The sequence below is a fragment of the Rhodanobacter sp. UC4451_H18 genome (genome assembly GCF_052978225.1).
This window is the reverse complement of the sequence record NZ_CM129663.1, coordinates 2,807,036-2,832,986: the sequence shown is the minus strand read 5'-3', so window position 1 is coordinate 2,832,986 and position 25,951 is coordinate 2,807,036. Positions and strand designations below refer to the sequence as shown.

25 protein-coding genes are annotated in these 25,951 nt (G+C 69.1%); 16 read left to right on the top strand and 9 right to left on the bottom strand.

Annotated features, from left to right (window positions below; all coding sequences use genetic code 11):
• Positions 1-27 precede the first annotated feature (27 nt).
• Both ACVCMG_RS12745 and ACVCMG_RS12740 read left to right on the top strand, forming a co-directional pair.
• A complete protein-coding gene (locus ACVCMG_RS12745) occupies positions 28-2,388 on the top strand; it encodes a 3'-5' exonuclease (RefSeq protein WP_447106828.1) in 2,361 nt (786 codons plus the stop codon).
• 136 nt (positions 2,389-2,524) lie between these two features.
• A complete protein-coding gene (locus ACVCMG_RS12740; RefSeq protein WP_447114281.1) occupies positions 2,525-4,546 on the top strand; it encodes a trypsin-like peptidase domain-containing protein in 2,022 nt (673 codons plus the stop codon).
• 24 nt (positions 4,547-4,570) lie between these two features.
• On the opposite strand, the gene ACVCMG_RS12735 is transcribed toward ACVCMG_RS12740, so the two are convergent.
• The 4 genes from ACVCMG_RS12735 to ACVCMG_RS12720 all read right to left on the bottom strand — a co-directional run bounded on the left by ACVCMG_RS12735 (position 4,571) and on the right by ACVCMG_RS12720 (position 8,979).
• Positions 4,571-5,590: an alpha/beta fold hydrolase gene (locus tag ACVCMG_RS12735; protein WP_447114280.1), complete on the bottom strand. Its 1,020-nt coding sequence runs from the start codon at positions 5,588-5,590 to the stop codon at positions 4,571-4,573.
• A gap of 106 nt (positions 5,591-5,696) precedes the next feature.
• A complete protein-coding gene (locus tag ACVCMG_RS12730; protein WP_447114279.1) occupies positions 5,697-6,950 on the bottom strand; it encodes a heme biosynthesis HemY N-terminal domain-containing protein in 1,254 nt (417 codons plus the stop codon).
• Positions 6,947-8,128, bottom strand: coding sequence for a uroporphyrinogen-III C-methyltransferase (locus tag ACVCMG_RS12725; RefSeq protein WP_447106831.1), 1,182 nt, complete (start codon positions 8,126-8,128; stop codon positions 6,947-6,949). The genes ACVCMG_RS12730 and ACVCMG_RS12725 overlap by 4 nt, the downstream gene beginning before the upstream one ends.
• 59 nt (positions 8,129-8,187) lie before the next feature.
• Entirely contained in the window at positions 8,188-8,979 is a 792-nt protein-coding gene (locus tag ACVCMG_RS12720; RefSeq protein ID WP_447114278.1) for a uroporphyrinogen-III synthase, read from the bottom strand.
• 58 nt (positions 8,980-9,037) lie between these two features.
• Between ACVCMG_RS12720 and ACVCMG_RS12715 the strand changes: the two genes are divergently transcribed.
• From ACVCMG_RS12715 to ACVCMG_RS12705, 3 genes are all read left to right on the top strand, one after another.
• The gene (locus ACVCMG_RS12715) at positions 9,038-9,523 is read left to right on the top strand and encodes a YiiD C-terminal domain-containing protein (RefSeq protein ID WP_395120313.1); all 486 of its coding nucleotides are present in this window, start codon (positions 9,038-9,040) and stop codon (positions 9,521-9,523) included.
• A 41-nt stretch (positions 9,524-9,564) separates the two neighbouring features.
• Entirely contained in the window at positions 9,565-9,978 is a 414-nt protein-coding gene (locus ACVCMG_RS12710) for a hypothetical protein (protein ID WP_447097975.1), read from the top strand.
• A gap of 84 nt (positions 9,979-10,062) precedes the next feature.
• Positions 10,063-10,509, top strand: coding sequence for a rhodanese-like domain-containing protein (locus ACVCMG_RS12705; RefSeq protein WP_395120315.1), 447 nt, complete (start codon positions 10,063-10,065; stop codon positions 10,507-10,509).
• Positions 10,510-10,586: 77 nt separating this feature from the next.
• Here ACVCMG_RS12705 and ACVCMG_RS12700 read toward each other — a convergent pair whose 3' ends face one another.
• Positions 10,587-11,648, bottom strand: a complete 1,062-nt coding sequence (locus tag ACVCMG_RS12700; RefSeq protein WP_447099519.1) for a 2Fe-2S iron-sulfur cluster-binding protein — start codon at positions 11,646-11,648, stop codon at positions 10,587-10,589.
• 54 nt (positions 11,649-11,702) lie between these two features.
• Here ACVCMG_RS12700 and ACVCMG_RS12695 point away from each other — a divergent pair, with 54 nt between their 5' ends.
• The 4 genes from ACVCMG_RS12695 to ACVCMG_RS12680 all read left to right on the top strand — a co-directional run bounded on the left by ACVCMG_RS12695 (position 11,703) and on the right by ACVCMG_RS12680 (position 15,098).
• Entirely contained in the window at positions 11,703-12,143 is a 441-nt protein-coding gene (locus ACVCMG_RS12695; protein WP_447099625.1) for a hotdog fold thioesterase, read from the top strand.
• 178 nt (positions 12,144-12,321) lie between these two features.
• Positions 12,322-13,278 (top strand): serine/threonine protein kinase, encoded by a 957-nt coding sequence (locus ACVCMG_RS12690; protein ID WP_447115417.1) that lies wholly within the window; start codon positions 12,322-12,324, stop codon positions 13,276-13,278.
• A gap of 105 nt (positions 13,279-13,383) precedes the next feature.
• Positions 13,384-13,818, top strand: coding sequence for a hypothetical protein (locus tag ACVCMG_RS12685; RefSeq protein ID WP_395120317.1), 435 nt, complete (start codon positions 13,384-13,386; stop codon positions 13,816-13,818).
• A 107-nt stretch (positions 13,819-13,925) separates the two neighbouring features.
• Positions 13,926-15,098, top strand: a complete 1,173-nt coding sequence (locus tag ACVCMG_RS12680; protein WP_447114277.1) for a class I SAM-dependent rRNA methyltransferase — start codon at positions 13,926-13,928, stop codon at positions 15,096-15,098.
• A gap of 111 nt (positions 15,099-15,209) precedes the next feature.
• Here ACVCMG_RS12680 and ACVCMG_RS12675 read toward each other — a convergent pair whose 3' ends face one another.
• Positions 15,210-16,403, bottom strand: a complete 1,194-nt coding sequence (locus ACVCMG_RS12675) for an NAD(P)/FAD-dependent oxidoreductase (RefSeq protein WP_447099622.1) — start codon at positions 16,401-16,403, stop codon at positions 15,210-15,212.
• A gap of 125 nt (positions 16,404-16,528) precedes the next feature.
• Here ACVCMG_RS12675 and rmuC point away from each other — a divergent pair, with 125 nt between their 5' ends.
• Positions 16,529-17,971: a DNA recombination protein RmuC gene (rmuC, locus tag ACVCMG_RS12670; RefSeq protein WP_447114276.1), complete on the top strand. Its 1,443-nt coding sequence runs from the start codon at positions 16,529-16,531 to the stop codon at positions 17,969-17,971.
• A 3-nt stretch (positions 17,972-17,974) separates the two neighbouring features.
• Here the strand turns inward: rmuC and ACVCMG_RS12665 are convergent, their stop codons facing one another.
• The gene (locus ACVCMG_RS12665) at positions 17,975-18,187 is read right to left on the bottom strand and encodes a helix-turn-helix transcriptional regulator (protein ID WP_395120321.1); all 213 of its coding nucleotides are present in this window, start codon (positions 18,185-18,187) and stop codon (positions 17,975-17,977) included.
• Positions 18,184-18,828 (bottom strand): hypothetical protein, encoded by a 645-nt coding sequence (locus ACVCMG_RS12660; protein ID WP_447106837.1) that lies wholly within the window; start codon positions 18,826-18,828, stop codon positions 18,184-18,186. The genes ACVCMG_RS12665 and ACVCMG_RS12660 overlap by 4 nt, the downstream gene beginning before the upstream one ends.
• Positions 18,829-18,979: 151 nt before the next feature.
• Here ACVCMG_RS12660 and folE point away from each other — a divergent pair, with 151 nt between their 5' ends.
• Both folE and ACVCMG_RS12650 read left to right on the top strand, forming a co-directional pair.
• Positions 18,980-19,582, top strand: coding sequence for a GTP cyclohydrolase I FolE (gene folE / locus ACVCMG_RS12655; protein ID WP_447114275.1), 603 nt, complete (start codon positions 18,980-18,982; stop codon positions 19,580-19,582).
• Between the two features lie 2 nt (positions 19,583-19,584).
• Positions 19,585-19,914: an EF-hand domain-containing protein gene (locus ACVCMG_RS12650; RefSeq protein WP_447114274.1), complete on the top strand. Its 330-nt coding sequence runs from the start codon at positions 19,585-19,587 to the stop codon at positions 19,912-19,914.
• Here ACVCMG_RS12650 and ACVCMG_RS12645 read toward each other — a convergent pair.
• Complete coding sequence (locus tag ACVCMG_RS12645; protein WP_395120325.1) at positions 19,911-20,141, bottom strand: helix-turn-helix transcriptional regulator; 231 nt, start codon at positions 20,139-20,141, stop codon at positions 19,911-19,913. The genes ACVCMG_RS12650 and ACVCMG_RS12645 overlap by 4 nt on opposite strands.
• Before the next feature lie 658 nt (positions 20,142-20,799).
• Here ACVCMG_RS12645 and ACVCMG_RS12640 point away from each other — a divergent pair.
• From ACVCMG_RS12640 to ACVCMG_RS12625, 4 genes are all read left to right on the top strand, one after another.
• Positions 20,800-21,324, top strand: a complete 525-nt coding sequence (locus tag ACVCMG_RS12640) for a fimbrial protein (protein WP_395120326.1) — start codon at positions 20,800-20,802, stop codon at positions 21,322-21,324.
• A gap of 95 nt (positions 21,325-21,419) precedes the next feature.
• Entirely contained in the window at positions 21,420-22,154 is a 735-nt protein-coding gene (locus tag ACVCMG_RS12635; RefSeq protein WP_395120327.1) for a fimbrial biogenesis chaperone, read from the top strand.
• Entirely contained in the window at positions 22,151-24,913 is a 2,763-nt protein-coding gene (locus ACVCMG_RS12630; RefSeq protein ID WP_447114273.1) for a fimbria/pilus outer membrane usher protein, read from the top strand. The genes ACVCMG_RS12635 and ACVCMG_RS12630 overlap by 4 nt, the downstream gene beginning before the upstream one ends.
• Complete coding sequence (locus ACVCMG_RS12625; protein WP_447114272.1) at positions 24,910-25,911, top strand: fimbrial protein; 1,002 nt, start codon at positions 24,910-24,912, stop codon at positions 25,909-25,911. The genes ACVCMG_RS12630 and ACVCMG_RS12625 overlap by 4 nt, the downstream gene beginning before the upstream one ends.
• Positions 25,912-25,951 lie beyond the last annotated feature (40 nt).

The window sequence follows — 25,951 nt, the reverse complement described above, 5'->3', positions numbered from 1 at the left end:
TCGTTGGCGGCCACTACAATGGGCGAGATGGATGTCTCGTACCTGATCGATCCGCTGAACGAAGCCCAGCGCGAAGCCGTCTGCGCCCCACCCGGGCACTACCTCGTGCTGGCCGGCGCGGGCTCCGGCAAGACCCGCGTGCTGACCCACCGCATCGGCTGGCTGATGCAGGCCGAAGGCGTGCCGCCGTGGGCAATCCTCGCCGTCACCTTCACCAACAAGGCCGCCGGCGAAATGCGCGCGCGGCTGGCCTCGCTGATCCCCGGTGGCACCCAGGGGCTGACCGTGGGCACCTTCCACGGCATCGCCCACCGCCTGCTGCGCCGGCACTGGCGCGAGGCGGGCCTCCCCGAGACGTTCCAGATCCTGGATTCCGACGACCAGCAGCGGCTGGTCAAGCGCGTGGTGGCCGGGCTGGGGCTGGACGAGGCGAAGTTCCCGCCGCGCCAGGCCTGCTGGCAGATCAACCAGTGGAAGGACGAGGGCAAGCGGCCGGACAGCATCGAGCATCGCGACCACCCGGTAACGCGCGCTTTCGTCAACATCTACACGGCCTATGAGGAAGCCTGTCGTCGCGCCGGCCTGGTGGACTTCGCCGAACTGCTGCTGCGCGCGCACGAGCTGTGGCTGAAAAATCCCGCCGTGCTGGAGCACTACCAGCAACGCTGGCGCCATCTGCTGATCGACGAGTTCCAGGACACCAACACGCTGCAGTATGCGTGGGTGCGCGTCCTGTCGGGTGCGAACCAAGGAATCGGGAATAGGGAATCGGGAATAGGGAGAGCTGACGGCGCCGCGGCGACCGGGGATGCTCCTATTCCCTATTCCCCATTCCCTATTCCCGCGAAAACCGGTCAGGTTTTCGCAGTAGGCGACGACGACCAGTCCATCTACGGCTGGCGCGGTGCCAAGGTCGAGAACATGCAGCAGTTCCTGCGCGATTTTCCCGGTGCGCGCACGATCAAGCTGGAACAGAACTACCGCTCCACCTCGACCATCCTGCAGGCGGCCAACCACATCATCCAGCGCAACGGCAGCCGCCTCGGCAAGCAGCTGTGGACGGCCGGCGAGGACGGCGAGCGCATCGCGCTGTATGCCGCCTACAACGAGCAGGACGAGGCGCGCTTCGTGGTCGAGCGCATCCGCGAGTACATCGACGAGCACGGCAGTGCGCAGGATTGCGCGATCCTCTATCGCTCCAACGCACAGTCGCGCAACTTCGAGGAGCAGCTCGTCCAGCGCCGCATCGGCTATCGCGTCTACGGCGGCCAGCGCTTCTTCGACCGCGCCGAAGTGAAGGACGCGCTGGCCTACCTGCGCCTCAGCGCCAACCGCCACGACGATGCCGCGTTCGAGCGCGCGGTGAACACCCCGCCGCGCGGCATCGGCGAGCGCACGCTCGACGTGCTGCGCCGGCGCGCGCGGCGCGACAACGTCTCGATGTGGGAAGCGGCGCTGATCGAACTGGGCAGCGGCAACGAGCTGGCCGGCCGCGCGAAGAATGCGGTGAAGGCATTCCTGGCCTTGATCGACCAGATGGCGCACGACTTTCAGGGTACGAGATCACCGGAAGGCGCCGCTCCGCCCGTACCCCCACCCCCGGCCCCTCTCCCGGAGGGAGAGGGGAGCCATTCCCTGTCCCTGGCCGAACAGATCGACCATGCCATCACCCACACCGGCCTGCGCGACTATTACGAGAAGGACAGCCGCGGCAACGCCGAGGCGCGGGTGGAGAACCTGGACGAGCTGATCAATGTGGCCAGCCGCTTCGAGCGCTCGGCGGAGGATATCGACGCGGGCCTGAGCGAGCTCAACGCGTTCCTCTCCAACGCCGCGCTGGAGGCCGGCGAAAGCCAGGGTGCCGAAGGCGAGGACTGCGTGCAGCTGATGACCCTGCATTCGGCCAAGGGGCTGGAGTTCCCGGTGGTGTTCCTGGTCGGCATGGAAGAAGGCCTGTTCCCCAGCCAGCGCTCGGTGAACGACGAGGGCCGGCTGGAGGAAGAGCGCCGGCTCGCCTACGTCGGCATCACCCGTGCGCGCCAGCGGCTGATCGTCAGCCACGCCGAGTCGCGCCGCATGCACGGTGCCGAGATGCTGACTCGCCCGTCGCGCTTCCTCGCCGAAATGCCGGCCGAACTGATCGACGAAGTGCGTCCGCGCGTGCACGTGACCCGGCCGCTGTACACCGGTCGCGCGCGCGAGACGTCGCCCTCCCTGGACGAGTCACTGCCGGTGAAACTCGGCCAGCGCGTGAGCCATCCCAGCTTCGGCGAAGGCGTGGTGCTCAGCGCCGAGGGCAGCGGCGCGCACACCCGCCTGCAGGTCAACTTCGAAGGGGTGGGCAGCAAGTGGCTGGTGGCGGCCTACGCCAATCTCACCGCGCTGTAACCGCGTACGGGGCAGGAGCCGCAAGGCAAGCCGCGCGATGCAATTGCCGCGGCGGCATGCCACTATCTGCAGCGGGGCCGCGTCCGCGAGCATTCACGGGGGATACTCGGATGGCCGCCCGCAGCCAGGGAAATCCATGTCCAGTTCGCAAGGCGTGAGCCGCCGGATCGGCGGCACGGGAAGGAACTTCGCGCGGTGGGCGCTGTGCATCGGCATCGGTTGGGGCGGCTTCACCGGCAGCCACGCCGCGACGCTCGATCCGGCCATGCTGCCCCGCATCGAAGCGGCCACGTTCGAGGTCGTGCAGGCCAAGCCCGTCGACGATCCGCTGAGTTACGAGAAGCCGTTGCCGCTGGACCTGCTGCCGTTCCAGGAACGCACCGACAAGTACCACTCGATCGGCACGGCGTTCGCGATCGGCCCCAACCGCTATGTCACCGCCGGCCACGTGCTGCTGGCCGGCGCGGGCAGCCTGTGGGGCGCACCCGAATTGCGCGATTCGCAAGGCCATGTCTACGCCATCGACAAGATCGAGCAGTACTCGCTGCGCAAGGACTTCGTGGTGTTCTCGCTGGCCTCGCCGCCGTCGGTCAAGCCGCTGCCGGTGGACACCCGGCCGGCACTGAACCAGGTCGTGTATGCGGTGGGCAACGCGCTGGGCACCGGCATCGTGATCCGCGACGGCCTGTACACCTCCAACACGCCGGAACAGCAGGACGGCAGCTGGAACTGGATGCGCTTTTCCGCCGCCGCCTCACCGGGCAACAGCGGCGGCCCGCTGCTGGACAGGAACGGCAAGCTCATCGGCGTGGTGCTGGCGAAATCGGCGAACGAGAACCTCAACTACGCGCTGCCGATCAGCGAGGTGCTGAACGCCCCGGCGCACCAGGCGATCATCGACTCCCGCCTGGTCTATCAGCTGGACATCTTCCAGGCCGTCGAGAACGGCACGTTCAAGGCGCAGTTCGCGCTTCCGCTGGGCCTGGACGCGTTCTACCGCGCCTTCCTCGATCGCACGAACGCCAACGCCGACACAATGCTGAAAACCCTGCTCGCCAGGGAATCCGCCAACCTGTTTCCCGATGGCCCGGGCTCGCTGCGCCTGCTGCACCAGCGCACCAAGCTCAACGCGTTCCCGTCGTTGATCATGCGCGGTGCGGAAGGCGAATGGAGCCGCGTGGGCGAGGCTTCCAGTCATTACACGCTGAGCGGCAATGGCTACGTGGACGCCGGCGCGATCGATCGCAACGGCCTGTTTCATCTGCGCCGCCCCGACGGTTTCGACGCGGAAACCTATTACCGCGATGCACGTGCGCGCATGGACCTGCTGGCGCAGACCGGCATGTTCCGGCGCGCGGTGGCCGGCGAGAACATCAAGATCACCTCCTTCGGCAAGCCCGTGCAGGAATCGGTGCACGAGGATCGCTGGGGCCGGCCGTGGCATGTGTCGGTATGGGCGTTGCCATATGCCAACGCGCTGGGCGTGGTGTATTCGCTGCCGGTGCCTGACGGCAGCGTGATGCTGACCCGGATGACGTCGCCGGCAAGCCTGCACGACACCCGGCTGGACATGGACCAGCTCAGCGGCTTCATCCACGCGACCTACGAGGGCACGCTTGCGCAGTGGACCGGCTACCTGAAGAACGCGAAGCTGAAACCGGCCGTCTTCAAGGACATCCGCATCGACTTCGACTACGGCCACCGCTTCAGTTATGCGTCGCCGCGGGTGGCTTTCTCCTACGGCTCCGAGGTGCAGGAGATCACCCCCGACAACATGCTGTGGCTTGGCTTCCGCTTCTTTCTTTCCGACGGCAAGCCGGTGTGGGACGTGGGCATCGTCAATGTGTGGAAGGACTCCACCTCCGACAACCAGGAAAACGTCGACATCCAGCGCTACATGGCACCGCCACCGAACCTGGACAAGGACATGAGCAGCCGCTGGCAGCAACTGGTGCAGCGCCAGTTTCCGTTCAACGCGGTGGCGCGCCCCGAGAACGGCCTGATGAAGATCGACGCCGTGGCCGCGCCAGCGCCGGGCGAGGGCAAACCGTCGGTGCTGTACACCGCTTTCTACGGCGTCGCCGGCACTTCTTCGCAGGCCCGCATGAAACACCAGCTCGACCTGCTGATGAAGAACCTGCGCATCAAGGAACGCTGAGGCTGCCCGCGCGCGTCGCGCGGGTCAGCGCCTGGCCGGGGCCGGTTCGCGCAGCAGCTCCATGACCGCATCGGCCACCGCCTGCGGCTGATCCATCTCGATGTCGTGCGAGCTGTCGGCCACCTGGCGCAGCCTGCCGCGGGTCGAGCTGGCCGTGATGCGCTGCTGCGTCGCCTCGCGCGCGGCCTCCAGCGGCTTGCGCATGGCTTCCGGCGCATCCGCGTAGGTGCCCGAAGCCTGCAGCACCAGCAGCGGCATGTCGCCGTGCGATTCGCTTGCCGGCACCGGCGCGGCGAACACCGACGCGTTCTGCGCCAGCTCCGAGCGCAAGGTATGCCAGAACGCCGGACGCAGCTTGCGCGCACGGTCGGCGGCCGCCACCGCCGCGCTCTGCCACGGCAGCGGTCCGCCGACGCACTGCGCCAGCGCCAGCGGCGGCTGGCCCAGCACGCCCCGCTCGGCGCCCTGCTCGCAGCTGGCGATGAAGGCGTCGCGCTGCGTCGTCAGCGCAGCTTCGTCCTTCGTCCACGATGCCGGCAGGAAACGTGCCTGGTCCTGTGCCGGCGGATCGACCAGCACCATCCCGGCGACGTCGTCCGGATGCTCGCTGGCATAGCGGCGCACGATGTTGCTGCCCAGCGAATGACCCACCAGCAGCAGCGGTGTGTGCAGGCCGGCGGCGCGGATCAGCGCATGCAGGTCGGCGACGTCGGCGGCAAGATCGCGCGGCAACGGGCCCTCGTCGCTGAAGCCGTAGCCGGCGCGGTCATAGGCACACACGCGCGCATGCGTTTCCAGCAATGGCTGCACGCGGAACCAGCTCTGCGAATCGGCATGCGCCCCGGCCTCCAGCAATACCGTCACCGGCCCGCTGCCGCTGCAGCGCAGGTTGAGGCTGCGCCCGTGATCGATGGCGATGCGCTGGCCGGGCCTGGCGTAGCTGTCCGGCGTGGTCGCTGGCGCCGGCGGAGCCGCCGTCGCGGCGGCTGCAATGAACAGTCCGCTGCAGGCCAGGCCAAGAAGTCCCGCGTGTCGATGTTTCATGTGCTGATCCGGTTCGAGATCAGGCATGGGACCGGGGCGACGAAAGGAAGTTCGCGTGTGGAAATCGGGAGGCCGGGGACGACCTGAGCGGGCCACTGGCCGAGGTTCAGCTGCGCAACCTCGGCACGCCGTGCTGGTCGCGCTCCTCCACCGCAATGACGGTGGTGTCGATGGCGCCGCCGGTGCGGCTGCGGGTGTCGCGCACGGCTTCGCCGCGGGTCATCGCCAGTGCGTTGCGATAACAGCGCTGCGCTTCGGCAGCGTCGCCCTGACCGGCGAACGTGTCGCCGAGGGCTTCCCACGCGCCGGCGACGGGCTCCAGCGCCAGCGAGCGTTCGAGGTACTGGCGGGCCTTGCCCCACAGTTTCAGGCGCACGCACATGCGGCCCAGGGCGAGCAGCAGGTGGGCGTCGTTCGGGTGGACGTCGAGCCAGGCTTCGGCGCGGCGCAGGCGCGGTTCGAGATCGTCGCCGGCAAGCAGGCCCCAGGTCTCGATCAGGCGCGGCGACCATTCGCGGCGCAGTGCCGACTCCAGTTCGTCCATCGCCGGCAGCATCAGTCCGAAGAACGCGGCGCGGCGCGCATAGGCGTCGACCACGGTCGGCGGGCGGCGCTGCGCTTTCGGCAACTGCGACCACAGCGTGTTCAGCGCGGCGCCGTCCGGCGCGGCCTGCAAGGTATCGGCCAGGATCTGCGTTTCCAGTGCCGCGTACGCGCGACTGCCGAGCGCGCCGCTCTTCTGCAGCGGCGCCAGCGCGGTGCGCGCGCGGCGCAGATCGCCGCTTTCGCGAGCCGCCTGCGCCAGCTCGCGCCAACCGCCGGGAGTGAGCGTGCCCTTGTCCGCTTCCGGCGCCAGCAGCGCCAGCGCTTCGGCCGGCTTGCCCTCGCGCCGCAGCAGGCGGGCGCGCAACACGCGGGCCGCCTGCGGAACGTATTGCGAAGCCCGATCGAGCGACTCCAGCGCGCGGGCGGACTCGCCGCGGCGCGACGCGGCTTCGGCGGCGGCGAGCAGGGCCGGGCCGCGCAGGCTTTCCAGCCGCGAGGCGCGATTGAGGTCGCGCTCGGCGTCGCCGTGGCGGCCTTCGATCAGTGCCACCAGACCTTCGCCCAGGCGCTGCTGGCTGAGCCGGCGATGGCGCCGCGAGAGTGCGCCGAACGGCCAGCGCAGCAGGCTCCACGCCAGGCTGAGCACGGCCCAGGCGAGCAGCCACAGCACCACCGCGGCAATCACCGTGGTCTCGACGCGCCAGCCGCGCATGCGCAGCAGGACGTAGCCCGGGTCTTCGGCCACCCAGTGCCAGCCGAACGCGGCCACGGCCGCCACGATGACCAGCAGCAACAGCCAGCGCCACAGCCTCATGGCTGCACTCCACCCCGGCGTGCCGCCGGAACGGCAGGCTTCGCCGCGGACTGGGCCGGCGCGGGCGCAAGCGCGTGCACCGCGCGCAGGTTGCGCAACTCGCGCAAGGCCGCACCCAGTTCCACCGCGCTGTCGGCAGGTCGTTGCTCCTGCAGCTTCTTCAGCGCGGCGCGGGCTTGCTGCACCGAATTCGCGTCGCCATCGAACTGGCTCGTCAGGCTGGCCTGCACCCGCTGCAATGCCGCGGCATAGGCGATGCCGTCGTGGGCGAGCAGATCGGCCTGCGCCTGCGCCAGGTCGAGCGTGGCCAGCTCGCGCGCGAAGCGGGCATCAGCCACCGCCAGCGGCGCACCGTTGTCGCGACGCACGCTGACCACGCTGCCGAGCGCGCGGCGGATGCGCGACCAGACGTCGGTGGCCTGCGCGGCGGCGGGGGTGTCGAGTGGCTTCAGCGGCAGTTCGCCGATCGTGCCGCGCAGCGCCTGCAACTGCTGCAGCAGCCCGGCCTGGTCGGTCGGCTGGCTCTTCAGCAGGGCTTCGCGCTCGGCCTGGATATCCTGGCGCACGCCACTGAAGGCGCCGTCATTGACCGCCGCCAGGGTCTGGTCGGCCAGCTCGTAGGCGGCAGCGGCCGCTGGTGCGTCGTGGAACAGGCGATAGCGCTCGGCGCCCATGCGCAGCAGCGAGTCGGTTTCGTCCAGCAGCATGGCGTCGTGGCCGGAGAGGCTCTTCTCCGCCAGCTTGGCCACGGCATCTTCCAGGTTGCGGATGCGCTCGCTCTGGCCCAGCAATTCTTCGCGCAGCGACCGGTTGACTGCCGCCGCGTCGTCCACGCGCTGATCGAGGCTGGCACGCTGGTCGGCCAGCGCACCCACGCGTGATTCGATGCCCTCTGCGCGCTGCTGCAAGGCCGCCACGCCCTGGCGGTCGGCGTTGCTGCCGCGCTGCTGTTGCCATTGCTGCCAGCCGACCCATGCGGCGGCGGCCAGCGCCAGCAGCGACAGGATCAGGGCGAATGCCAAGGTGCCGCCACCACGTGACTGCGGCGCGCGGCCAGCGGGCGCCGGGCGCGAGCGCGGCGGGTCGACGATCACCGGATCGGGCTGCACGTCCCGCGACGAGGCCGGGGTCCTGGCTGCCGCGGCGAGCGGCTCGGTGGGTTCATCTGGCTGGCTCATGGCTCGCATGCTAGCAGGCCATACGCCTGCGTTCGTAGCGCCTGCGCGTGAAGAGCGCCTCAACGCGCGGCAGCGGCCAGCATGTCGTCGGCCAGCGCCGAGGCTGCCTGCACGACGCGACGAAACCCGGCCGCACGCGCGGCCGCGGCCAGCCGTTCGCTGCTCACCACGGCGGTGGCGGCACACAGGCGCTGCCGCGCCGGCGGGGGCAGCAAGCTGCAGAGGTTGTGCAGCGCCTCCTGGCTGGACAGCAGCACGCGCGCCGAACGCGGCAGTACCTGCAGCGCCGCGGTGTGGCGGCGATCGAGCCGCGGCGGCACGCGACGATAGACCTGCACTTCGTGCAGGCATGCACCGCGTGCGGCGAGTTCGCGGCGCAGCACGCCGCGGCCACCCGGCGCGCCGATCAGCGCCACGCGGCGATCGCGCAATGCCTGCAATGCCGGATGCGCGAGCAGGCCTTCGCTGTCCTGCTGGTCAGGACACAGCGGCTGCTTCACCCCATGCCGGCGCAGCGCACGCGCAGTGCCCTGCCCCACCGCCAGCACGGTCGACCGCGTGCGCAGCGCAACGAGCGCCGCTGCGTGATGCACGGCCGCGGGGCTGGTGAAGATCACCAGTTCGTCGGCGAGCGCCTCGCGCAGCTGCGCACGCACGGCCGCCGGATCGTCCGCTGCGCGCAGCGCCAGGCCGGGCAGCGACAACGGCACGCCACCGAGCGCGCGCACGCGACGCGACAAGGCCGCAGCGGTGCCCACCGGGCGGGTGATGACGAGCACCCGGGCGCGCAAGGCGCCGACTCTCGTCAGGGCCTGCGGGTGCGTTCGCGTGTCGGGTCGATGGTCCGGCATGGCTGCAGTGTAGCGGCGGCCCTACACTGTGGAGTTTTCCCCCACCTCATCGAGCCACGTGGATACCCTTTCCGACAACGATGACGCGCAGCGCCTGATCCGGTTCATCCGCGATGAAATCCCGCTGGCCCGCGCAATGGACCTGCGATTGCAGCACCACGACGCCGACATGCTGAGTCTGTGCGCGCCGTTGCCGCCGAATGTCAACGACAAGGGCTGCGCGTTCGGCGGCAGCCTGGTCAGCCTGATGACGCTGAGCGGCTGGGCACTGGTTGAACTGGCGCTGCGCCGGCGCGGCATCGACTGCGACGTGTTCGTCGCCGAATCCGGCGTGCGCTACCTCGCGCCGCTGTGGCAGGACTTCTGCAGCGAGGCGCGGCTCGCGCCCGACGCACGGTGGGACACCTTCTTCGACACGCTGGCCGCGCGCGGACGCGCCCGCATCGCGGTCGAATGCATCGTTCCCGGCACCGACGGCCAGCCCGCGGCCACACTGGCGGCGCGTTTCGTGGCCAAGCGGCGCGAGCCGACCCTGCCGGCTTGAATGAGGCAGAATGGCCCGGCCACCGCCAAGGAGAACCATCCATGCGCCGTATCCCGCAGCTCCTGCTGGTGTTGTCGCTCCTGCTGCTAGCCGCCTGCGCCACGCAGGAACGCAGCCGCTCGCTGACCACCACCTTGTCGGCCTATGCCGGCACGCTGCGCTGGGGCGATTTCGCCAGTGCCGCGCAATTCATCGACCCGAAGATCCGTGCCGAACACCCGCTGAGCGAACTGGACCGCGCGCGCTACAAGCAGGTGCGCGTCACCGAGTACGACGACGGCAGCGGCCCGGTGCCACTCGGCCCGACCGAGGTGCAGCAGACGGTGCGGATCAGCGTGGTCAACATCCACACCCAGGCCGAGCGCAGCGTGATCGACCGCCAGACTTGGCATTACGACGAGCAGACCAGGCATTGGTGGCTGACCAGCGGGCTGCCGGACATCACGCGCGAATGAGCACAGGCGCCGGCTGCCGCACGCAACCCGTATAATCGCGGGTTTACCCGAACCGGCGCCGCGCGGCGCGCCGATGGACTGACGATGAACGATTTCCTGCACCAGCTGCCTGCCTTTGTCGGCAACCATGTCGCCCTGTCGGTGCTGTTCGTGATCCTGCTGGTGGCCTTGCTGGTCATCCAGGCGCGGATCATGTTCAGCAAGATCAAGGAACTGAGCCCGGCCGCGCTCACCGGCCTGATCAACCGCGACAATCCCCTGCTGATCGACCTGTCCGCGCTGGCGGACTTCGAGAAGATGCACGTGCCCGGTGCGAAGCACGTGGCGATGAGCCAGTTCGACCCGGAAAAGAAGGATCTCGCCGCCGCGAAGTCCCTGCCGGTCGTGCTGATGGACAAGGACGGTCGCGGCAATGCGGCCAAGGCCGCGCAGCGCCTGCTCAAGGCCGGCTTCGAGCACGTGCACACCCTCGGCGGCGGCGTGCTGGCCTGGCACGCGGCGCAGTTGCCGGTGGCCAAAGGCAACAAGTAGCAGGAGCGAGTGGAGAGGAGTGAGAAGTGAGAGAAAGCGGGGTTGTCCTCTCTTTTCTCACTCATCTTCACCCGCCTCTAGCCATCATGGATGCCGGCGCGGCTGGCGATGATCTGCGCCAGCACGTCGGGCGCGTATTCGAACGAGTCGTAGTAGAGCCGATCCTCCGGCAGGCCGGCGGCGAGGAAGCTCGGGTGCGCAGCGTCGATCATCGCCGGCGGGCCGCTCATGTAGAGGTCGTGACCCGACAGGTCGGGCCAGTCGGCCAGCACTGCCTCATGCACGAGGCCCGTGCGCAGGCCGTCGGCGCGCGCGGCGTCGGACACCACCGGATGGAAGTCGAGGCCGGGCACGTCACGCGCCCACTGCGCGGCCAGCTCGCGCAGGTACAACTCGTCGGCGCTGCGTGCGCCCCAGTAGAGCCGGATCGGGCGGCGCGTGCCCAGCGCGATGAAGTGCTCGATGATTGCCTTGACCGGCGCGAAGCCGGTACCGCCGGCCATGAAGATCATCGGCCGTTCGGAATCCTCGCGCGGCACGAAGGTGCCCAGCGGCCCCTCCACGCGCAGGCGGTCGCCGACCTGCAGGGCATCGTTGACCCATGAAGTGAAGCCGCCGCCGGCGACGTGACGAACGTGCAGTTCGAGGCTGCCGTCCGGCTGCGGCCGGTTGGCGATCGAGAACGGCCGATGCCGGCCGTCTTCAAGCACCACGTCCAAATACTGGCCGGGCAGCCGGCGCAGGCGCCGTTCGCCGCGTTCGGGGCGCAGGCGCACGCCGATCACGTCGGGGGCCAGGCGCCACTTGTCGACCACTTCCACCCCCAGCTGGCGCCGCACGATGTCCTCCACCGAGGGCACTTCGCGCGCTTCCAGCAGCAGGTCGGTGACCGGCACGGCCTGGCACAAGAGCACCGCGTGATGGGCCACCGCATCGGCGCTCAGCGCCAGCGGCGGGTTGCGCGGGTATTCGCAGCGCCCCTGCAGCACGGTGGCCTTGCAACTGCCGCAGACGCCGGCGCGGCAGGAATACGGCAACGCCACGCCCGCGCGCTGCGCCGCTTCCAGCACGGTCTCGCCGATGGCCACGGGGAACTGCCGGCCGGAGGATTTCAGGGTAACGATGGGCACCGGCAGCATTGTCGCCGTGAACGCGACAGACAACAATGCGGGCTCGCCGCACGGGAATCAACGATGAGCCTCTGGAAACAATCCACCGACCTGGCCCGCCTCAACAGCTGGAGCGCCAACACGATGATGGAGACGCTGGGCATCCGCATCACCGCGGTCGGCGACGACTGGCTGCAAGGCACCATGCCGGTCGACGCGCGCACCCACCAGCCCTACGGCCTGCTGCACGGCGGCGCCTCGGTGGCGCTGGCCGAGACCCTGGGCAGCACCGCGGCGATGCTTACCCTGGACCCGGACCAGGAGCTGGCGGTGGGCCTGGACATCAACGCCAACCACATCCGCGGCGTGCGCTCGGGCACCGTCACCGGCACCGCCAGGATGCTGCACATCGGCCGCACCACCCAGGTGTGGGAGATCCGCATCGAGGACGAGGACGGCGCGCTGGTGTGCATCTCGCGCATCACCATGGCGGTGATCGCCGCGCGTGGCATGGGCACCAGATAATGCGACCTGCTCCCGATGACTCTCATTGGAGCATCGTCATTCCCGCGAGAGCGGGAGGCGTTTTTTCAACAGACGAATGTCTGGTCATCCGCTGTCTTTTACCTCGTGAACCCATGGATTCCCGCTTTCGCGGGAATGACGACCGGTGCGCACCGGTGAGATCGGCACTCCCGCCGACATGACCGCCGACGCGCCCTACGCCAGCCTCACCCCCGACCTGGTGCTCGATGCCGTGGGCGCCTGCGGGTTGTGGCCGGACGGACGCCTGCTGGCGCTGAACAGTTACGAGAACCGGGTCTGGCAGGTGGGCCTGGAAGACTCGCCGCCGGTGATCGCGAAGTTCTACCGGCCCGGCCGCTGGAGCGATGCGGCGATCATCGAGGAGCACGCGTTCGCGCAGGAGCTGGCCGAGGCCGAATTGCCGGTGGTCGCGCCGTTGGCATTCGACGGCCGCTCCCTGCTGCTGCACGGCGGCTTCCGTTACGCGCTGACGCCGCGCCGCGGCGGCCGCGCCCCCGAACTGGAAGCCGTCGACCAACTGCAGTGGCTGGGCCGGCTGATCGCGCGCATGCACGTGGTCGGCGCGCGTGCGCCGTTCGTCCACCGCGGCCGGCTCGATCGCGACACCATGGTGCAGCAGCCGCTGTGCGCGGTGCTCGACTCGTCGCTGCTGCCGACGTCGCTGCAGGGGAACTACCGCGCGGCAGCGACTCGCCTGGATGCCGCCATCGCCGCGCGCCTGGAGGCGGTCGGTCCGGTGCGCCAGCTGCGCCTGCACGGCGACTGCCACCCCGGCAACGTGCTGTGGACCGACGCCGGACCGCATTTCGTCGACCTCGACGACGCCCGCACCGGCCCGGCGGTGCAGGACTTGTGGATGCTGGCCAACGACGAGCGCGCGATGGATGCCGTGCTCGAAGGCTACCGCCAGTTCCGCGATTTCGACGACAGCGAACTGGCGCTGATCCCGGCACTGCGCGCGATGCGCCAGCTGCACTACGCCGGCTGGATCGCCGCACGCTGGCACGATCCGGCGTTTCCTGCCGCGTTCCCCTTCGTCGCCGAATCGCGCTGGTGGGACCAGCACGTCGCCGACCTGCATGAACTGGCCGACGAGCTCGGCGCCCCCTCGTAGGCGCCCGCTCGCGGGCGATGCGGTTCCCGGATTCGGGATGCAGCAGGAACATCGCCCGCGAGCGGGCTCCTACAATCCACCGACTTGCTTTCAGGAGTTTCTTGCATGCGCACCACCTTGTTCCGCCTGATCGGCGTCCTCGAAATCGCCGGCGGCCTGTACGGCGTGGCGGCGATGCTGCGGCGGCTGTTGCCGTTCGGCGCGCATGACGGCGTGATCGCCCTGATCGGCCTGGTGCTGTACGGTTTCGTGCTCGCCGCCGGCGTCCAGCTGGTGGCCGGCACCGAGCATGGCGTGCGGCTGTCGCGCTGGGCGCAGTTGCTGCAATTGCCGCTGATCGCCCTGCCGGTGTTCAGCTACGGCCTGCACTGCGGCGCCTTCATCAACGTGTTTGCCACCCTGCAGGCCACGCCGCGGCTGGGACTGGACTGGCACCTCGGCAGCCAGGGTTTCGTGCTCGCGGTCGCCGGCCCGTCGGTGTCGCGCCTGGGCATCAACCTGCTCGCCCTGCTCTCCTGGCTGGTGCTGCGCCTGCGCTGACGCACGGGAGTAGGGCGGGCACTGCCCGCCGGTCTTTCCCGCAAAGCGGCGGGCAGTGCCCGCCCTACGCTCCGAAGAGGAACCCGACCAGCGGCTATCATGCATGGATGAACACGCCCGCCGCGATCCCCGTCATCCGCCTGAAATCCGATCGTGCTCCCGGCCACCCGTGGGTATGGTCGGCGCAGCTGCACAAGCCCGAGTCAAAGCTGCCGCCGGGCAGCGTGGTCGAGGTGCAGGATGCGAAGGGGCGTTTCGTCGGCCGTGCATTCTGGAACGGCCATGCGCGCATTGCCCTTCGCCTGCTGGACACGCATCCGGATGCCGTGATCGACGCCGACTGGATCGCCGCGCGCATCGCCCGCGCGGTGCAGCTGCGCCGCCAGTGGCTGCAGCTCGACGAGGTCAGCGATGCCTGGCGCGTGGTGCACAGCGAAGGCGACGACCTTTCCGGCCTGATCGTCGATCGCTACGCCAACGTCATCGTCATCGAATACTTCGCTGCCGGCATGTGGCGTTTTCGCGAAGCGATCCACGCCGCCCTGCTCACCCACTTCCCCGGCGCGCAGCTGTACTGGTTCGCCGAGTCGCACGTGCAGAAGCAGGAGTCGTTCGACTGTCGCAGCCCCGAGGTGCCGGCGCCGTTCGAGGTGCACGAACACGGCCTGCGCTTCCACGCCGCGCCGGGGCTCGGCCACAAGACCGGCTTCTTCGCCGACCAGCGCGACAACCGCAAGCGCTTCGCCGAGCTGGCGAAAGGCCGCCGCGTGCTCGACCTGTGCTGCAACGCCGGCGGCTTCGCCGTGCACGCGATGGCCTGCGGTGCGCGCGAGGCGGTCGGCGTGGACCTGGACGCGGGCATCCTGGAAGTCGCCCGCGCGAATGCGGAAGCTAACCAGGTCGCGGTGACGTTCGAGCAATCCGACATCTTCGACTGGGTGCGCGCCGCCGTCGCGCGCGGCGAGAAGTACGACGCGGTGATCCTCGACCCGGCCAAGCTCACCCGCGACCGCAGCAAGATGATGGACGCGCTGAAGAAGTACTTCGCGATGAACCGCATGGCGCTGGACATCATCCCGTCCGGCGGCCTGCTGCTGACCTGCTCGTGCACCGGCCTGGTCGGCGAAGGCGAGTTCCTGGAGATGCTGCGCCGGGTGGCGCTCAACGCCGGCCGCACGATCCAGGTGCTGGAAGTGCGCGGCGCCGGCGCCGACCACCCGTTCCGCACCGACGTGCCGGAAGGGCGCTACCTGAAGGCGGTGTTCTGCCGGGTGGATTGAAACAGCCCGAGCTGCGTAGGGCGGGCACTGCCCGCCAGCTCTTCCGCGGCATACCGATGGCGGGCTTTGCCCGCCCTACATTTCGCTTCGCCTCCGCGGGAGCGGCATCGGTCAGGCCTTTTGCGGCAACCGGCCACGCAGCGAGGCGGCGTCGAACGGGCCCGGCTCGGCAATCAGCGCACGCGCGGCATCGACCTGGTCCCAGGTGTTCCACAGCAGCACGCCGCGCACGCGGCCGCCGTCGAGGTAGTACACCACGCCTTCGCGGTTCGGTTCGCGCCAGTCCTCGACCACTTCCAGCCGCGTATCGAGCAGGCCCACCGCCTCGTAACCCAGGTCGAACAGGTCGGAGTAGAAGAACGGCTGGGTGACGTACTCATCCGCGATCCCGGCCATCGCGCGGCCGGCGAGCCGGCCCATGCCGACGGCGGCGTCCTCGTGCTCCACGCGCATCCGGCGATCCAGGCTCACACTGTGGAAATTGGCCACATCGCCGGCGGCCCAGATGTCCGGATCGCTGGTGCGCAGCTGCGCATCGACCAGGATGCCGTTGTCCACCGCCAGCCCCGCCTGTTCGGCCAGCGCGACGTTCGGCGTCACGCCGATGCCGGCCACGGCGGCCTCCACGCGCAGCAACGTGCCGTCGGACAGGCTCAGCTCCACGCCGCCATCCGTGGGATTGCTGCCGGTGACCTGCGCGCCGGGTCGCACGTCCACGCCATGGCGCGCAAAGTAGTCGGTGATGAAACGCGCCAGTCCCTCGGGATAACGTCCTGCCCCCAGCAGCTCGCCGGGAAACAGCAGGCTGACCTTGCAACCCAGCGCGGCCAGCGAGGCAGCCAGTTCGCAGCCGATGAAGCCGCCGCCGATCACCGCGATGTACGCGCCGGGCTGCGCGAAACCGTGCAGCGCCTGGTAATCCGCCAGCGTGCGGTAATGGATCAGCCGCTTGCCGCCCTCGAACGGCAGCTGCCGCGGCGTGGCACCGGTGGCCAGCAGCAGGCGGCGATAGCGGTAGGTGTCGCCGCGGTCGTCGCGCGCGACGCGGGTGGCGCGGTCGAGCGATTCGATCCGCCGGCCGAGATGCAGGGTGGCGCCGCTGGCCGCGGTGGCCAGGTCGACGTCGGCGGGCGACTTGTCGCCCTTCCACAGCCCCTTGCTGAGCGGCGGGCGCTGGTACGGCGCAGAGGTCTCGTCGCCGACCAGGCCGACGTCGGCCGCCGGATCGACCTCGCGGATCGCCTTGGCGGCCGCATCGGCGGCCATGCCTGCGCCGATGATCAGGTAATCGTGGACATGTTCCATGACCTTCTCCTTGAACAAGCACTCCGCCCATCATGCACCACGCCCGCCATTCCAGCGTGAAACGCCGGCGCAGGCCATGAGACGGCTCGACGTACACTGGATGCATCGAACCCGGGAAACGTTCCATGCCACTCAACGAGATCCTGCAGATCGTCCTCGTCATCCTGCTTGTGCTGGTGCTGCTGTTGCAGCTCGTCACGCTGCTGCGCGGCCGCGACGGCGCGGGCGTGAGCGCAAAACTGGATGCACTGAAGGACGACAGTGCCCGGGTCGAGCGCACCCTGCGCGAGGAGCAACGCGCCGGTCGGGAGGAGTTGCAACAGGGTTTCGACCGTTTCCGCGGCCATGTGGGGGAGCAGCTCGGCGGCATGTCGCAGCAGCAGGCCGAGCGCATCGAGGGCTTCGGCCAGCGCCTGGCTGCGCTCACCGACGGCACCAGCCAGGGTCTGCAGACCCTGGCGCAGCAACTCGCGGAGGACGCGCGCAAGAGCCGCGCGGAGACCACGCTCGCGCTCAACCGCTTCGGCGAACAGCAGCAGCAGCGCCTCGCCGCGCTCAGCGCCGAACACGAGAAGCGCATGGGCGAGGTGCGCGCCACGCTGGAGGCCAAGCTCGGCGCGATCCAGCAGGACAACGCGGCCAAGCTGGAGCAGATGCGCGCCACCGTGGACGAGAAGCTGCACGCCACGCTGGAAAATCGCCTCGGCGAATCGTTCAAGCTGGTCTCCGAACGACTGGAGGCCGTGCAGCGCGGCCTTGGCGAGATGCAGGGCCTGGCCGTCGGCGTGGGCGACCTCAAGCGCGTGCTGGGCAACGTGAAGACCCGCGGCGTGCTGGGCGAGACCCAGCTCGGCGCGCTGCTCGAACAGCTGCTGACGCCCGACCAGTACGCGGTCAACGTGGCCGTCGCACCCAACTCCGACGCGCGGGTGGAGTACGCCATCCACATGCCCAACGGCGTCGATGGCGCCGCGCTGTGGTTGCCGATCGACGCGAAGTTTCCGCTCGAGGACTACCAGCGCCTGCAGGAAGCCCACGAGAACGCCAATGCCGCGGCCGCCGCCGATGCCGCCAACGCGCTGGAACGGCGCGTGCGCGAGGAGGCCAAGCGCATCCGCAGCAAATACGTGGTGCCGCCGCATACGGTGGATTTCGCCATCCTGTTCCTGCCGACCGAAGGCCTGTTCGCCGAAGTGCTGCGGCGGCCGGGCCTGTTCGAGTCGCTGCAGCGCGAACACCACATCACCGTGGCCGGGCCGACCACGCTGGCGGCGATCCTGACCAGCCTCAAGGCCGGTTTCCGCACGCTGGCGATCGAGAAGCGCAGCAGCGAGGTGTGGCAGCTGCTGGGTGCGGTCAAGACCGAGTTCGGCAAGTTCGGCGCCGTGCTGGACAAGGTCAAGAAGAATCTGGACCAAGCCAGCAACCAGATCGATGCGACGGGCGTGCGCACGCGCGCGATCGAGCGCAGGCTGCGCGGCGTCGAAACACTGCCCGGCGAGGTCAGCCAGCAACTTCTCGATACCGCCCCCGCCACGGAGGACGGCGACGAACCGACGGCCGACTGAGCCTCAGCGTCGCCAGCGGAACACGTCCTCCACCCCCACGCCGAACGCATGGGCAATACGGAAGGCCAGCTCCAGCGACGGCGCGTATTTGCCGCCTTCCAGCGCGATCACCGTCTGCCGCGTGATGCCGCAGGCATCGGCCAGCGCCTGCTGGGTCATTTCGCCATGCTCGAAGCGCAGCTTGCGGATGCTGTTGTCGATCGGCGTGCCGCTCATGCGCTGCGCCGGTCGTGCCAGTAGGCCATGCCGGTGGCCAGGTATTCCAGCAGGCACGACGCCATCAGGCCGACGATCAGCAGGTTGGCGACCGCCATCGGCCGGGCCCAGGCGAGGCGTTCCAGCGGCGAGAACGCGAACATCACGGCCAGGCCGATCACGAACACCGACAAGCCGACCCGCGCCCAACCGCAGGCGCGCGCCTCGATCTGGCGATCGCGCTCGTCCTGTTCCACCGTGTCGCGCCAGCGATGCCGCAGCAGCTGCATCACCACCAGCCAGCCGACCACCAGCATGCCGATGTGCCGGCCGATCGCCGAGGCCTCCGGCGCCATCGACCCATCCGCAGCCACCATCTGCGAACCGCGCAGGAGGTAGTAGGCGCCGATGGCCGCGGTGAAGACCAGGCCGATCCAGGCCCGCTGCTCGCCCGGCGACACCGGTGCCGCCGACTCGTCCCGGGCCGCCATCGCGGCGGATTCCTGGAGCGTGGCCCAGAGCAGGTACCAGACCAGCCAGGCGCCACCAAGCACGGCCAGCCCGCCGGGCCAGCCCAGATCCACGTCGGGCAGCACGAACAGCACGTAGAACGCCGCCATGGACAGCGGAACCAGGACGAAGTACCGCAGGTTGCGCGACATGGTGTCATCTCCATCGGACGTTGTGTACGTTATACATTACATCATGTCTTGTCAGACTGACAATGGCCTCCCCGCGCGGGAACCCCGGCGACACAGACGTCATCAGGTTGGGAACGTTAAACTGGCAAATCAGCCATCCCGAGGCCCCCGCATGAACGAAGAGCATCATTCCCAGGAAGTCAGTCAGCAGCAGGCCGAGGACGCGGTGCGTATCCTGCTGCGCTGGGCCGGCGACGACCCCACGCGGGAGGGCCTGCTGGACACGCCCAAGCGGGTGACCAAGGCCTACCGGGACTGGTTCTCGGGCTACGAATCGGACCCGGCGGAGTTCCTGCGGCGCACCTTCGAGGAAGTGGCCGGCTACAACCAGATGGTGGTGCTGCGCGACATCCAGTTCGAGAGCCATTGCGAGCACCACCTGGCGCCGATCATCGGCCGCGCCCACGTCGGCTACATGCCGACCAACCGCGTGGTCGGCATCAGCAAGCTGGCCCGCGTGGTCGACGGCTTCGCACGCCGCCTGCAGGTGCAGGAGAAACTGACCGCGCAGATCGCCCATTGCATCCAGGAAACCCTGCAGCCCAGCGGCGTGGCGGTGGTGATCGATGCCAGCCACCAGTGCATGACCACCCGCGGCGTGCACAAGCGCGGCGTGTCGATGGTGACCAGCCAGATGCTGGGCAGCTTCCGCGACGATGTGCGCACGCGCAACGAGTTCCTGCAGTTCATCGGCATCCACGGCAGCGCCCGCTGAACATGCGCCCCTGCTGGTGCGCCGTGCCGCTGCTGTGGCTGGCAGCCCTTGCGCACGCGCAGGATTCACGCGTCGCCTACCTGGGGTTCTTCGATCGCGACGGCGACGGCAAGGTCAGCGTCGCCGAATACGTCCAGTACATGAGCCGCGGCTTCGCGCAGATGGATGCCAACGGCGACGGCGTGCTGGAAACCGACGAGTTGCCGGGCCGCCGCGGCGAGCCGATTTCGCTCCCGGCATTCGAGGAAAACCTGCGCCGCCAGTTCCATCGGCTGGACCGCAACCATGACGGCAGCCTGGATGCGCGCGAGTTGACCGCGCCGCCGCGCTAGGTCGGCCGACGCCCCCGACCCTGCCCGGCGACATCCACGCCGGGCAGGAAGATCGACTCGATCGGCCGCCCGAACAGGCGCGCAATCCGGAACGCCAGCGGCAGGCCGGGGTCGTACTTGCCGGTCTCGATCGCGTTCACCGTTTGCCGCGACACGGCCAGGCGCTCGGCCAGCTCGGCCTGCGACCATGCCTGTTCGCCGCGCAACTCGCGCAGGCAGTTGTTCATCGGCGGGACTCCGGCATCGATCGGCCTTGCAGCGGGGGGAGCTTGTTGCCCGGCACTTTCCGCGAGAAGACGAAGCGCCTGCCCACGGCGAAGCGGGCCATCGGATCAACAGCGAGAAAAGGCAAAGCGGATGCCGGCGTGACCGGTTTTCCGGCTGTCCGCAGCCGCGGGCACGACGGCGGGAGAGGGATTCGCCGCTGGCGAAGGGGGTTCACGGCGGGCTCCGGGCGCGCAGGCAATCTTCCCGCCGCGAAGCTATCGGGCCGGCTGAATAGTGTCAAGCCTACTTGACCAAAGTTAAGCTGTCAGACGAATTGCGGTTGCTCAAGCCTCATATATCAGTACAATTTGTGACGCAGTTGGCACTTCGTGTGACGCAATCTGTAGGGGAACGCCGACAAACGCTGCCAATTTTTTGCCCTACGGCAGAAAAACCACACGGCAGGTCGTGGCGGCGAGGGGGAATCCGGACGATCAGGATGATTGGCATGCCGGTTGCTTTAGCCACCGCAAGCCACGGTAGATCGTGGTCTGCATTTCATCCGGGGGGATGAATTTCGCCAGAACCCGCCGGTTTACCAGATGCCTTGCCGCCAACGGGCTTTACCTCGTGCGGTGATGGCGAAATCCCGAAACCATCCATCCAACGAGGAACACCATGAACAAGACTCTGCTTTCCACCGCACTGGTCGCCGTGATCGCCGCCACCGCCTTCGCGCCGACCGCCCAGGCAGCCAACACCGGCACCATCACCATCTCCGGCAAGGTGCTGTCCGACACCTGCACCGTCGCCGTCAATGGCGGCGCCACCGTGGCGCTGCCCACCGTGATGACCGCCAGCCTGGGCACCGTGGGCGCCACCGCCGGCACCACGCCGTTCACCGTTGCGCTGACCGGCTGCGACACCAACACCACCACCGCCGCGATGAGCTTCAGCGGCAGCAACATCGACGCCGGCACCGGCAACCTGAAGAACACCGTCGTCGGCGGCTCCAACGTGCAGATCCAGTTGCTCAATGGCGCCTCCCTGATCAACGCGTCCAGCGGCGCCAATGCTCCGGTGATCAACGTCACCAGCGGCAGCGGCAGCGTGGCCATGAACGCCCGCTACGTCGCCGCCAGCGCCGCGGCCACAGCCGGCCTGGTCGCCTCGACCGTCAACTTCACCCTGAGCTACCAGTAAGCGCGACATCGGCGCGCCGCAGTCGCCATGGCGGCTGCAGCGCGCCGTTTTTTTGCCAGCCGCCATCACCGCCCCACCATCCCGGGAACCCTCCGATGAAGAACCTGCTCGCCCTTGGCGCCATGCTGATTGCCTTGACGGCCTTCAGTGGCGCGGCCGATGCCAGCGTCGTGATCGGCGGCACCCGCGTGGTGTTCCCGGCCGCCAGTGGCGAAGTCACCGTGCGCCTGAACAACAACGGCCAGCAACCAGCCCTGGTCGAAGCCTGGATCGACGCCGGCAACCCCGATTCCACCCCCGATACCGCGCGCGTGCCGTTCCTGATCACGCCGCCGCTGTTCCGCATGAACGCCGGCAAGGGCCAGAGCCTGCGCATCGTCTACACCGGCCAGCCGCTGCCGACGGATCGCGAGTCGCTGTTCTGGCTGAACGTGCTCGAGATCCCGCCCAAGCCCGGCACCGTCAATGGCGAGACGCAGAACACCTTGCAGTTCGCCGTGCGGTCGCGGCTGAAGCTGTTCTTCCGCCCGGCCGGCCTGGCCGGCAACCCGCTGACCGCCGCCTCGCAGATCACCTGGTCGGTGGCCAGCGACGGCCATGCGCTGGTGGCGCACAACCCGACGCCTTACCACGTCACGTTCAGCAAGGTGTCGCTGAGTGCCGGCAAGGCGGCGTTGGCGACCGACGCGGGCATGGTCGCGCCGCTGTCAACCTTGCGCCTGCCGCTTGCCGAAGGCGCACCGGCCCCTGCCGCCGGCACCGCCGTCGCGTTCACCACGATCAACGACTTCGGCGCCGCCGACGCCAACCAGGGCACGATCACGCCGTGAAGCGCGCACGCGCCCGCGCATCGACGCCCCGCGCGCGCGCAGTCGCCAGCCGTCGGCTGGCGTTGTCGATCCTGCTGGCGCTGGCCACCGCCGCCGGTGCCGCCCACGCTGCCGCGGCCAACGCCGACGCCGGCGCCGCGGCCGACGCGGCGGATGCCAACTTCGACCGCAGCATGCTCGCCGGCGCGGGCCAGAACACCACCGACCTGTCGCGCTTCGAACGCGGCAATTTCGTGCCTGCCGGAAACTACAGCGTCGACATCTACCTCAACGACGCGCCGGTCGGCCGCCGCGACGTGCGCCTGGCCGCGCCCTCGCCCGACGCCAGCGCCACGCCCTGCGTGACCCCGGCGCTGCTGGACACCCTGGGTCTGCACCCGGCCGATCTCTCCGACGCGCTGCTTGCGGAAATGGCCGACCCTGCCGCCTGCGTCGACATCACGCGCGTGATCCCGGGCGCCAGCCTCGGCTTCGACCTCGGCGACCTGCGACTGGACGCCAGCGTGCCGCAGGCGTTCCTGGGCCGCGTGGCGCGCGGTTACGTCGACCCGCAATACTGGGATGAGGGCGTGACCGCGGGCCTGCTCAACTACAACTTGAACAGCTACCGCACCGGTGCCGGCGGCCTGCACCAGACCTCGACCTACCTGGGCCTGGATGCCGGCATCAACTTGGGCGCCTGGCGGGTCCGCCACGACTCGACGCTGGACTGGCAATCGGGCACCGGCGCGGCCGGCTCCACGCACCACTGGCAGAACATCGCCACCTACGCCCAACGCGACCTGACCGCACTGCGCGCGCAGCTGACCGTGGGCGACTCCTGGACCAGCGGGGAGATCTTCGACAGCTTCGGCCTGCGCGGCGTGCAGATCGCCACCGACGACCGCATGCAACCGCAGTCGCTGCGCGGCTACGCACCCACCGTGCGCGGCGTGGCCGACAGCAACGCCAAGGTGGTGGTGCGCCAGAACGGCATGCTGATCTACCAGACCACGGTCGCGCCCGGCCCGTTCGTGATCGACGACCTCTATGCGACCGGCTACGGCGGCGATCTCGAAGTCAGCGTGACCGAAGCCAGCGGCCGCGTGCACAGCTTCTCGGTGCCCTACGCCTCGGTGCCGCAGCTGCTGCGCCCCGGCGTCAACCGCTTCAGCATCGCGGCGGGGCAGATGCGCGAGCAGACCATCGAGGACGAGCCGAACGTGGTGCAGGCCACCCTGCAGCACGGCTTCACCAACCTGCTCACCGGCTATGCCGGCGTGGTGGGCTCGGAAGGTTACGGCGCCATGCTGCTGGGCAGCGCGCTGAACACCCGCTACGGCGCGTTCGCGATGGACATCACCGGCGCGCGCACGCGCATCCCCGGCCTCGACACCATGTCCGGCCAGAGCGTACGGCTGAGCTACAGCAAGATCATGGCGCCCACCGGCACCTCGCTGTCGGTGGCGGCCTATCGCTATTCCACCAGCGGCTACCTGACTTTGCGCGATGCGGCGCGCGCGCGCGACTACGCGCAACGCGGCCTGCCGGTGTTCGCCAGCGGCCCGGCCCGGCCGATCCTGATCAACGGCGTGCCGGTGGCCGGCCTGCTCACCCCGCAGCAGCAGGCGGCGCTGGCCGGCATCAACTACACCGGCGCGCTGGACACCGTGGGCGTCGATCGCCAGCGCAACAATTTCAGCATCAACCTCAGCCAGCGCCTGGGCGCGACCGGCGGCTCGCTGTACGTCACCGGTTCGGCGCGCGACTACTGGAACCGCGGCGGCACCGACACCCAGTTCCAGGTCGGCTACAACAACTCGGTGGGCCGGCTGAACTACAACGTCTCGGCCAGCCGCGAGCGCAACCTGTTCGGGCGCAGCGAAAACCGCTTCATGCTCAACCTCACGATCCCACTGGGCAACGGCGCGCATGCGCCGATCCTCACCGGCGCGCTGAGCCGCACCGGCAGCGACGCCACGCAGGAGCAGGCCACCGTCAGCGGCACCGCCGGCAGCAACGACCAGTTCAACTACGGCGTCACCGCCACCCACGACAACGGTCGCGACAGCGGCTCGGTGGGCACCAGCGGCAGCGTCAACGCCGGCTATCGCGGCAGCCACGTGCAGGTCAACGTCGGCGTCGGCGCGGGCAGCGGCTATTCGCAGGCCTCGTTCAACCTGGCCGGCGGCATCGTCGCGCATCCCGGCGGCGTCACCTTCGGCCAGCCGCTGGGCGACACCGTGGGCCTCGTCGAGGCACGGGACGCCGCCGGCGCGCGGGTCATCAACGCCGCGGGCGTGAGGATCGGGCACAACGGCTATGCGCTGATCCCGTACCTCACTCCGTACCAGCTCAACCGCATCGACATCGACCCCACCGGCCTGTCGCTGGACGTGCAGTTGGACAACACCAGCGCGCAGATCGCGCCGCGCGCCGGCGCGGTGGTGCTGATCAAGTTCAAGAGCGAAAGCGGCCGCTTCGTGCTGATCCAGACCCGCCTGGCCGACGGCAACACGCTGCCGTTCGGTGCCGAAGTGGATGACGCGCGCGGCACGCTGGTGGGCGTGGTCGGCCAGGCCGGGCAGATCATGGCGCGATTGCCGAACGACAGCGGCTCGCTGCGGGTGAACTGGCAAACGGATGATGGCGCATCGCATTCATGCACCCTCCCCTATGACCTCGCAAAGTCGAACGGCACGGCTGCGGGAATCCGGCGGATCGAGGCCACCTGCGTCGCACCCGACCTTCGAGCAAAGCTTGCAGAGGCCCGCCCATGAGCAACGGTCCCATCACCTCCATCCCGCGGGCATTCCGATTGCCGAACCGGTGGCTCCTGCTGCTGGCTTGCACCCTGCTGGCAGCAACGCCCGTCGCGCATGCCGGCTGCTCCTTCAGCCGTGGCGACTCAACAGGCACGTATTCCGTTGGCGTCCCGGCGACCATCGTCAACGATCCCGGCATCCCGGTGGGCGCCACGCTCTACACCTCCGGCCTGACCGGAATCAGCCAACCGGTGAGTTTCAAGTGCAACGGCAACCAGAACTACTGGGGCCTGACGAACCGTGCCGGCGCGACTCCCGCTGCCGGGCAATACCTGTTCCCGATCGGCACCACCGGCATCAGCTTCCGGATCACCCAGACTTCGGGCAGCTACCCCGGACTCATCGGCCCCTGGCCGTTCCAGAGCCTGGACGGCAGCTCCACCTGGACTGAAGCGGACCCCGTCACGGTCGAGCTGGTGAAGACCGGCAATATCGACGACGGCACGGTGGTGTCCGGCGCGCTCGCCGACTTTCAGGCCGGCACCGTCAGCAACAACATTGTCGACGCATCCATCGTGCTGGCCGGATCGCTGACTTTCGTGGCCCCGGCCTGCAGCGTGCCGTCTAGCCTGACCGTGCCGCTGCCGACGGTCACCACCAGCGCTCTCGCCGGCGGGACCGGCGTGACCACGGGTGACAAGCCTTTCGCGATCCCGCTGACCTGCTCGGCAAACGCCAAGCTGGCGATCACGCTGGACTCGACCAACCCGGTCAACCGACCCAACGGCGTGTTGTCGAACAGCGGGACGGCAACGGGAGTCGGTATCCAGATCGTCTGGAACGGCGCGCCGGGAACCAGCGGCAATCCGGTCGCGCTGGGCACGGCCGTCACCTTCAACGCGGCCAGTGGTGCGTCGCAAATCCCGCTGGTCGCACGCTACTACCGGACCACGGGAGCGCTTGCATCGGGGTCGGTCACGGCGACAGCCACCTATACGTTGACCTACCCCTGAAGGACGCGCGACAACGCCGGATGGCGGGCCCGACCCCTCC

Coding starts and splice junctions, on each gene's coding strand:
- ACVCMG_RS12745 (WP_447106828.1), top strand. CDS start 28: ATGGATGTCTCGTACCTGATCGATCCGCTGAACGAAGCCCAGCGCGAA.
- ACVCMG_RS12740 (WP_447114281.1), top strand. CDS start 2,525: ATGTCCAGTTCGCAAGGCGTGAGCCGCCGGATCGGCGGCACGGGAAGG.
- ACVCMG_RS12735 (WP_447114280.1), bottom strand. CDS start 5,590: ATGAAACATCGACACGCGGGACTTCTTGGCCTGGCCTGCAGCGGACTG.
- ACVCMG_RS12730 (WP_447114279.1), bottom strand. CDS start 6,950: ATGAGGCTGTGGCGCTGGCTGTTGCTGCTGGTCATCGTGGCGGCCGTG.
- ACVCMG_RS12725 (WP_447106831.1), bottom strand. CDS start 8,128: ATGAGCCAGCCAGATGAACCCACCGAGCCGCTCGCCGCGGCAGCCAGG.
- ACVCMG_RS12720 (WP_447114278.1), bottom strand. CDS start 8,979: ATGCCGGACCATCGACCCGACACGCGAACGCACCCGCAGGCCCTGACG.
- ACVCMG_RS12710 (WP_447097975.1), top strand. CDS start 9,565: ATGCGCCGTATCCCGCAGCTCCTGCTGGTGTTGTCGCTCCTGCTGCTA.
- ACVCMG_RS12705 (WP_395120315.1), top strand. CDS start 10,063: ATGAACGATTTCCTGCACCAGCTGCCTGCCTTTGTCGGCAACCATGTC.
- ACVCMG_RS12700 (WP_447099519.1), bottom strand. CDS start 11,648: ATGCTGCCGGTGCCCATCGTTACCCTGAAATCCTCCGGCCGGCAGTTC.
- ACVCMG_RS12695 (WP_447099625.1), top strand. CDS start 11,703: ATGAGCCTCTGGAAACAATCCACCGACCTGGCCCGCCTCAACAGCTGG.
- ACVCMG_RS12690 (WP_447115417.1), top strand. CDS start 12,322: ATGACCGCCGACGCGCCCTACGCCAGCCTCACCCCCGACCTGGTGCTC.
- ACVCMG_RS12685 (WP_395120317.1), top strand. CDS start 13,384: ATGCGCACCACCTTGTTCCGCCTGATCGGCGTCCTCGAAATCGCCGGC.
- ACVCMG_RS12680 (WP_447114277.1), top strand. CDS start 13,926: ATGAACACGCCCGCCGCGATCCCCGTCATCCGCCTGAAATCCGATCGT.
- ACVCMG_RS12675 (WP_447099622.1), bottom strand. CDS start 16,403: ATGGAACATGTCCACGATTACCTGATCATCGGCGCAGGCATGGCCGCC.
- rmuC (WP_447114276.1), top strand. CDS start 16,529: ATGCCACTCAACGAGATCCTGCAGATCGTCCTCGTCATCCTGCTTGTG.
- ACVCMG_RS12665 (WP_395120321.1), bottom strand. CDS start 18,187: ATGAGCGGCACGCCGATCGACAACAGCATCCGCAAGCTGCGCTTCGAG.
- ACVCMG_RS12660 (WP_447106837.1), bottom strand. CDS start 18,828: ATGTCGCGCAACCTGCGGTACTTCGTCCTGGTTCCGCTGTCCATGGCG.
- folE (WP_447114275.1), top strand. CDS start 18,980: ATGAACGAAGAGCATCATTCCCAGGAAGTCAGTCAGCAGCAGGCCGAG.
- ACVCMG_RS12650 (WP_447114274.1), top strand. CDS start 19,585: ATGCGCCCCTGCTGGTGCGCCGTGCCGCTGCTGTGGCTGGCAGCCCTT.
- ACVCMG_RS12645 (WP_395120325.1), bottom strand. CDS start 20,141: ATGAACAACTGCCTGCGCGAGTTGCGCGGCGAACAGGCATGGTCGCAG.
- ACVCMG_RS12640 (WP_395120326.1), top strand. CDS start 20,800: ATGAACAAGACTCTGCTTTCCACCGCACTGGTCGCCGTGATCGCCGCC.
- ACVCMG_RS12635 (WP_395120327.1), top strand. CDS start 21,420: ATGAAGAACCTGCTCGCCCTTGGCGCCATGCTGATTGCCTTGACGGCC.
- ACVCMG_RS12625 (WP_447114272.1), top strand. CDS start 24,910: ATGAGCAACGGTCCCATCACCTCCATCCCGCGGGCATTCCGATTGCCG.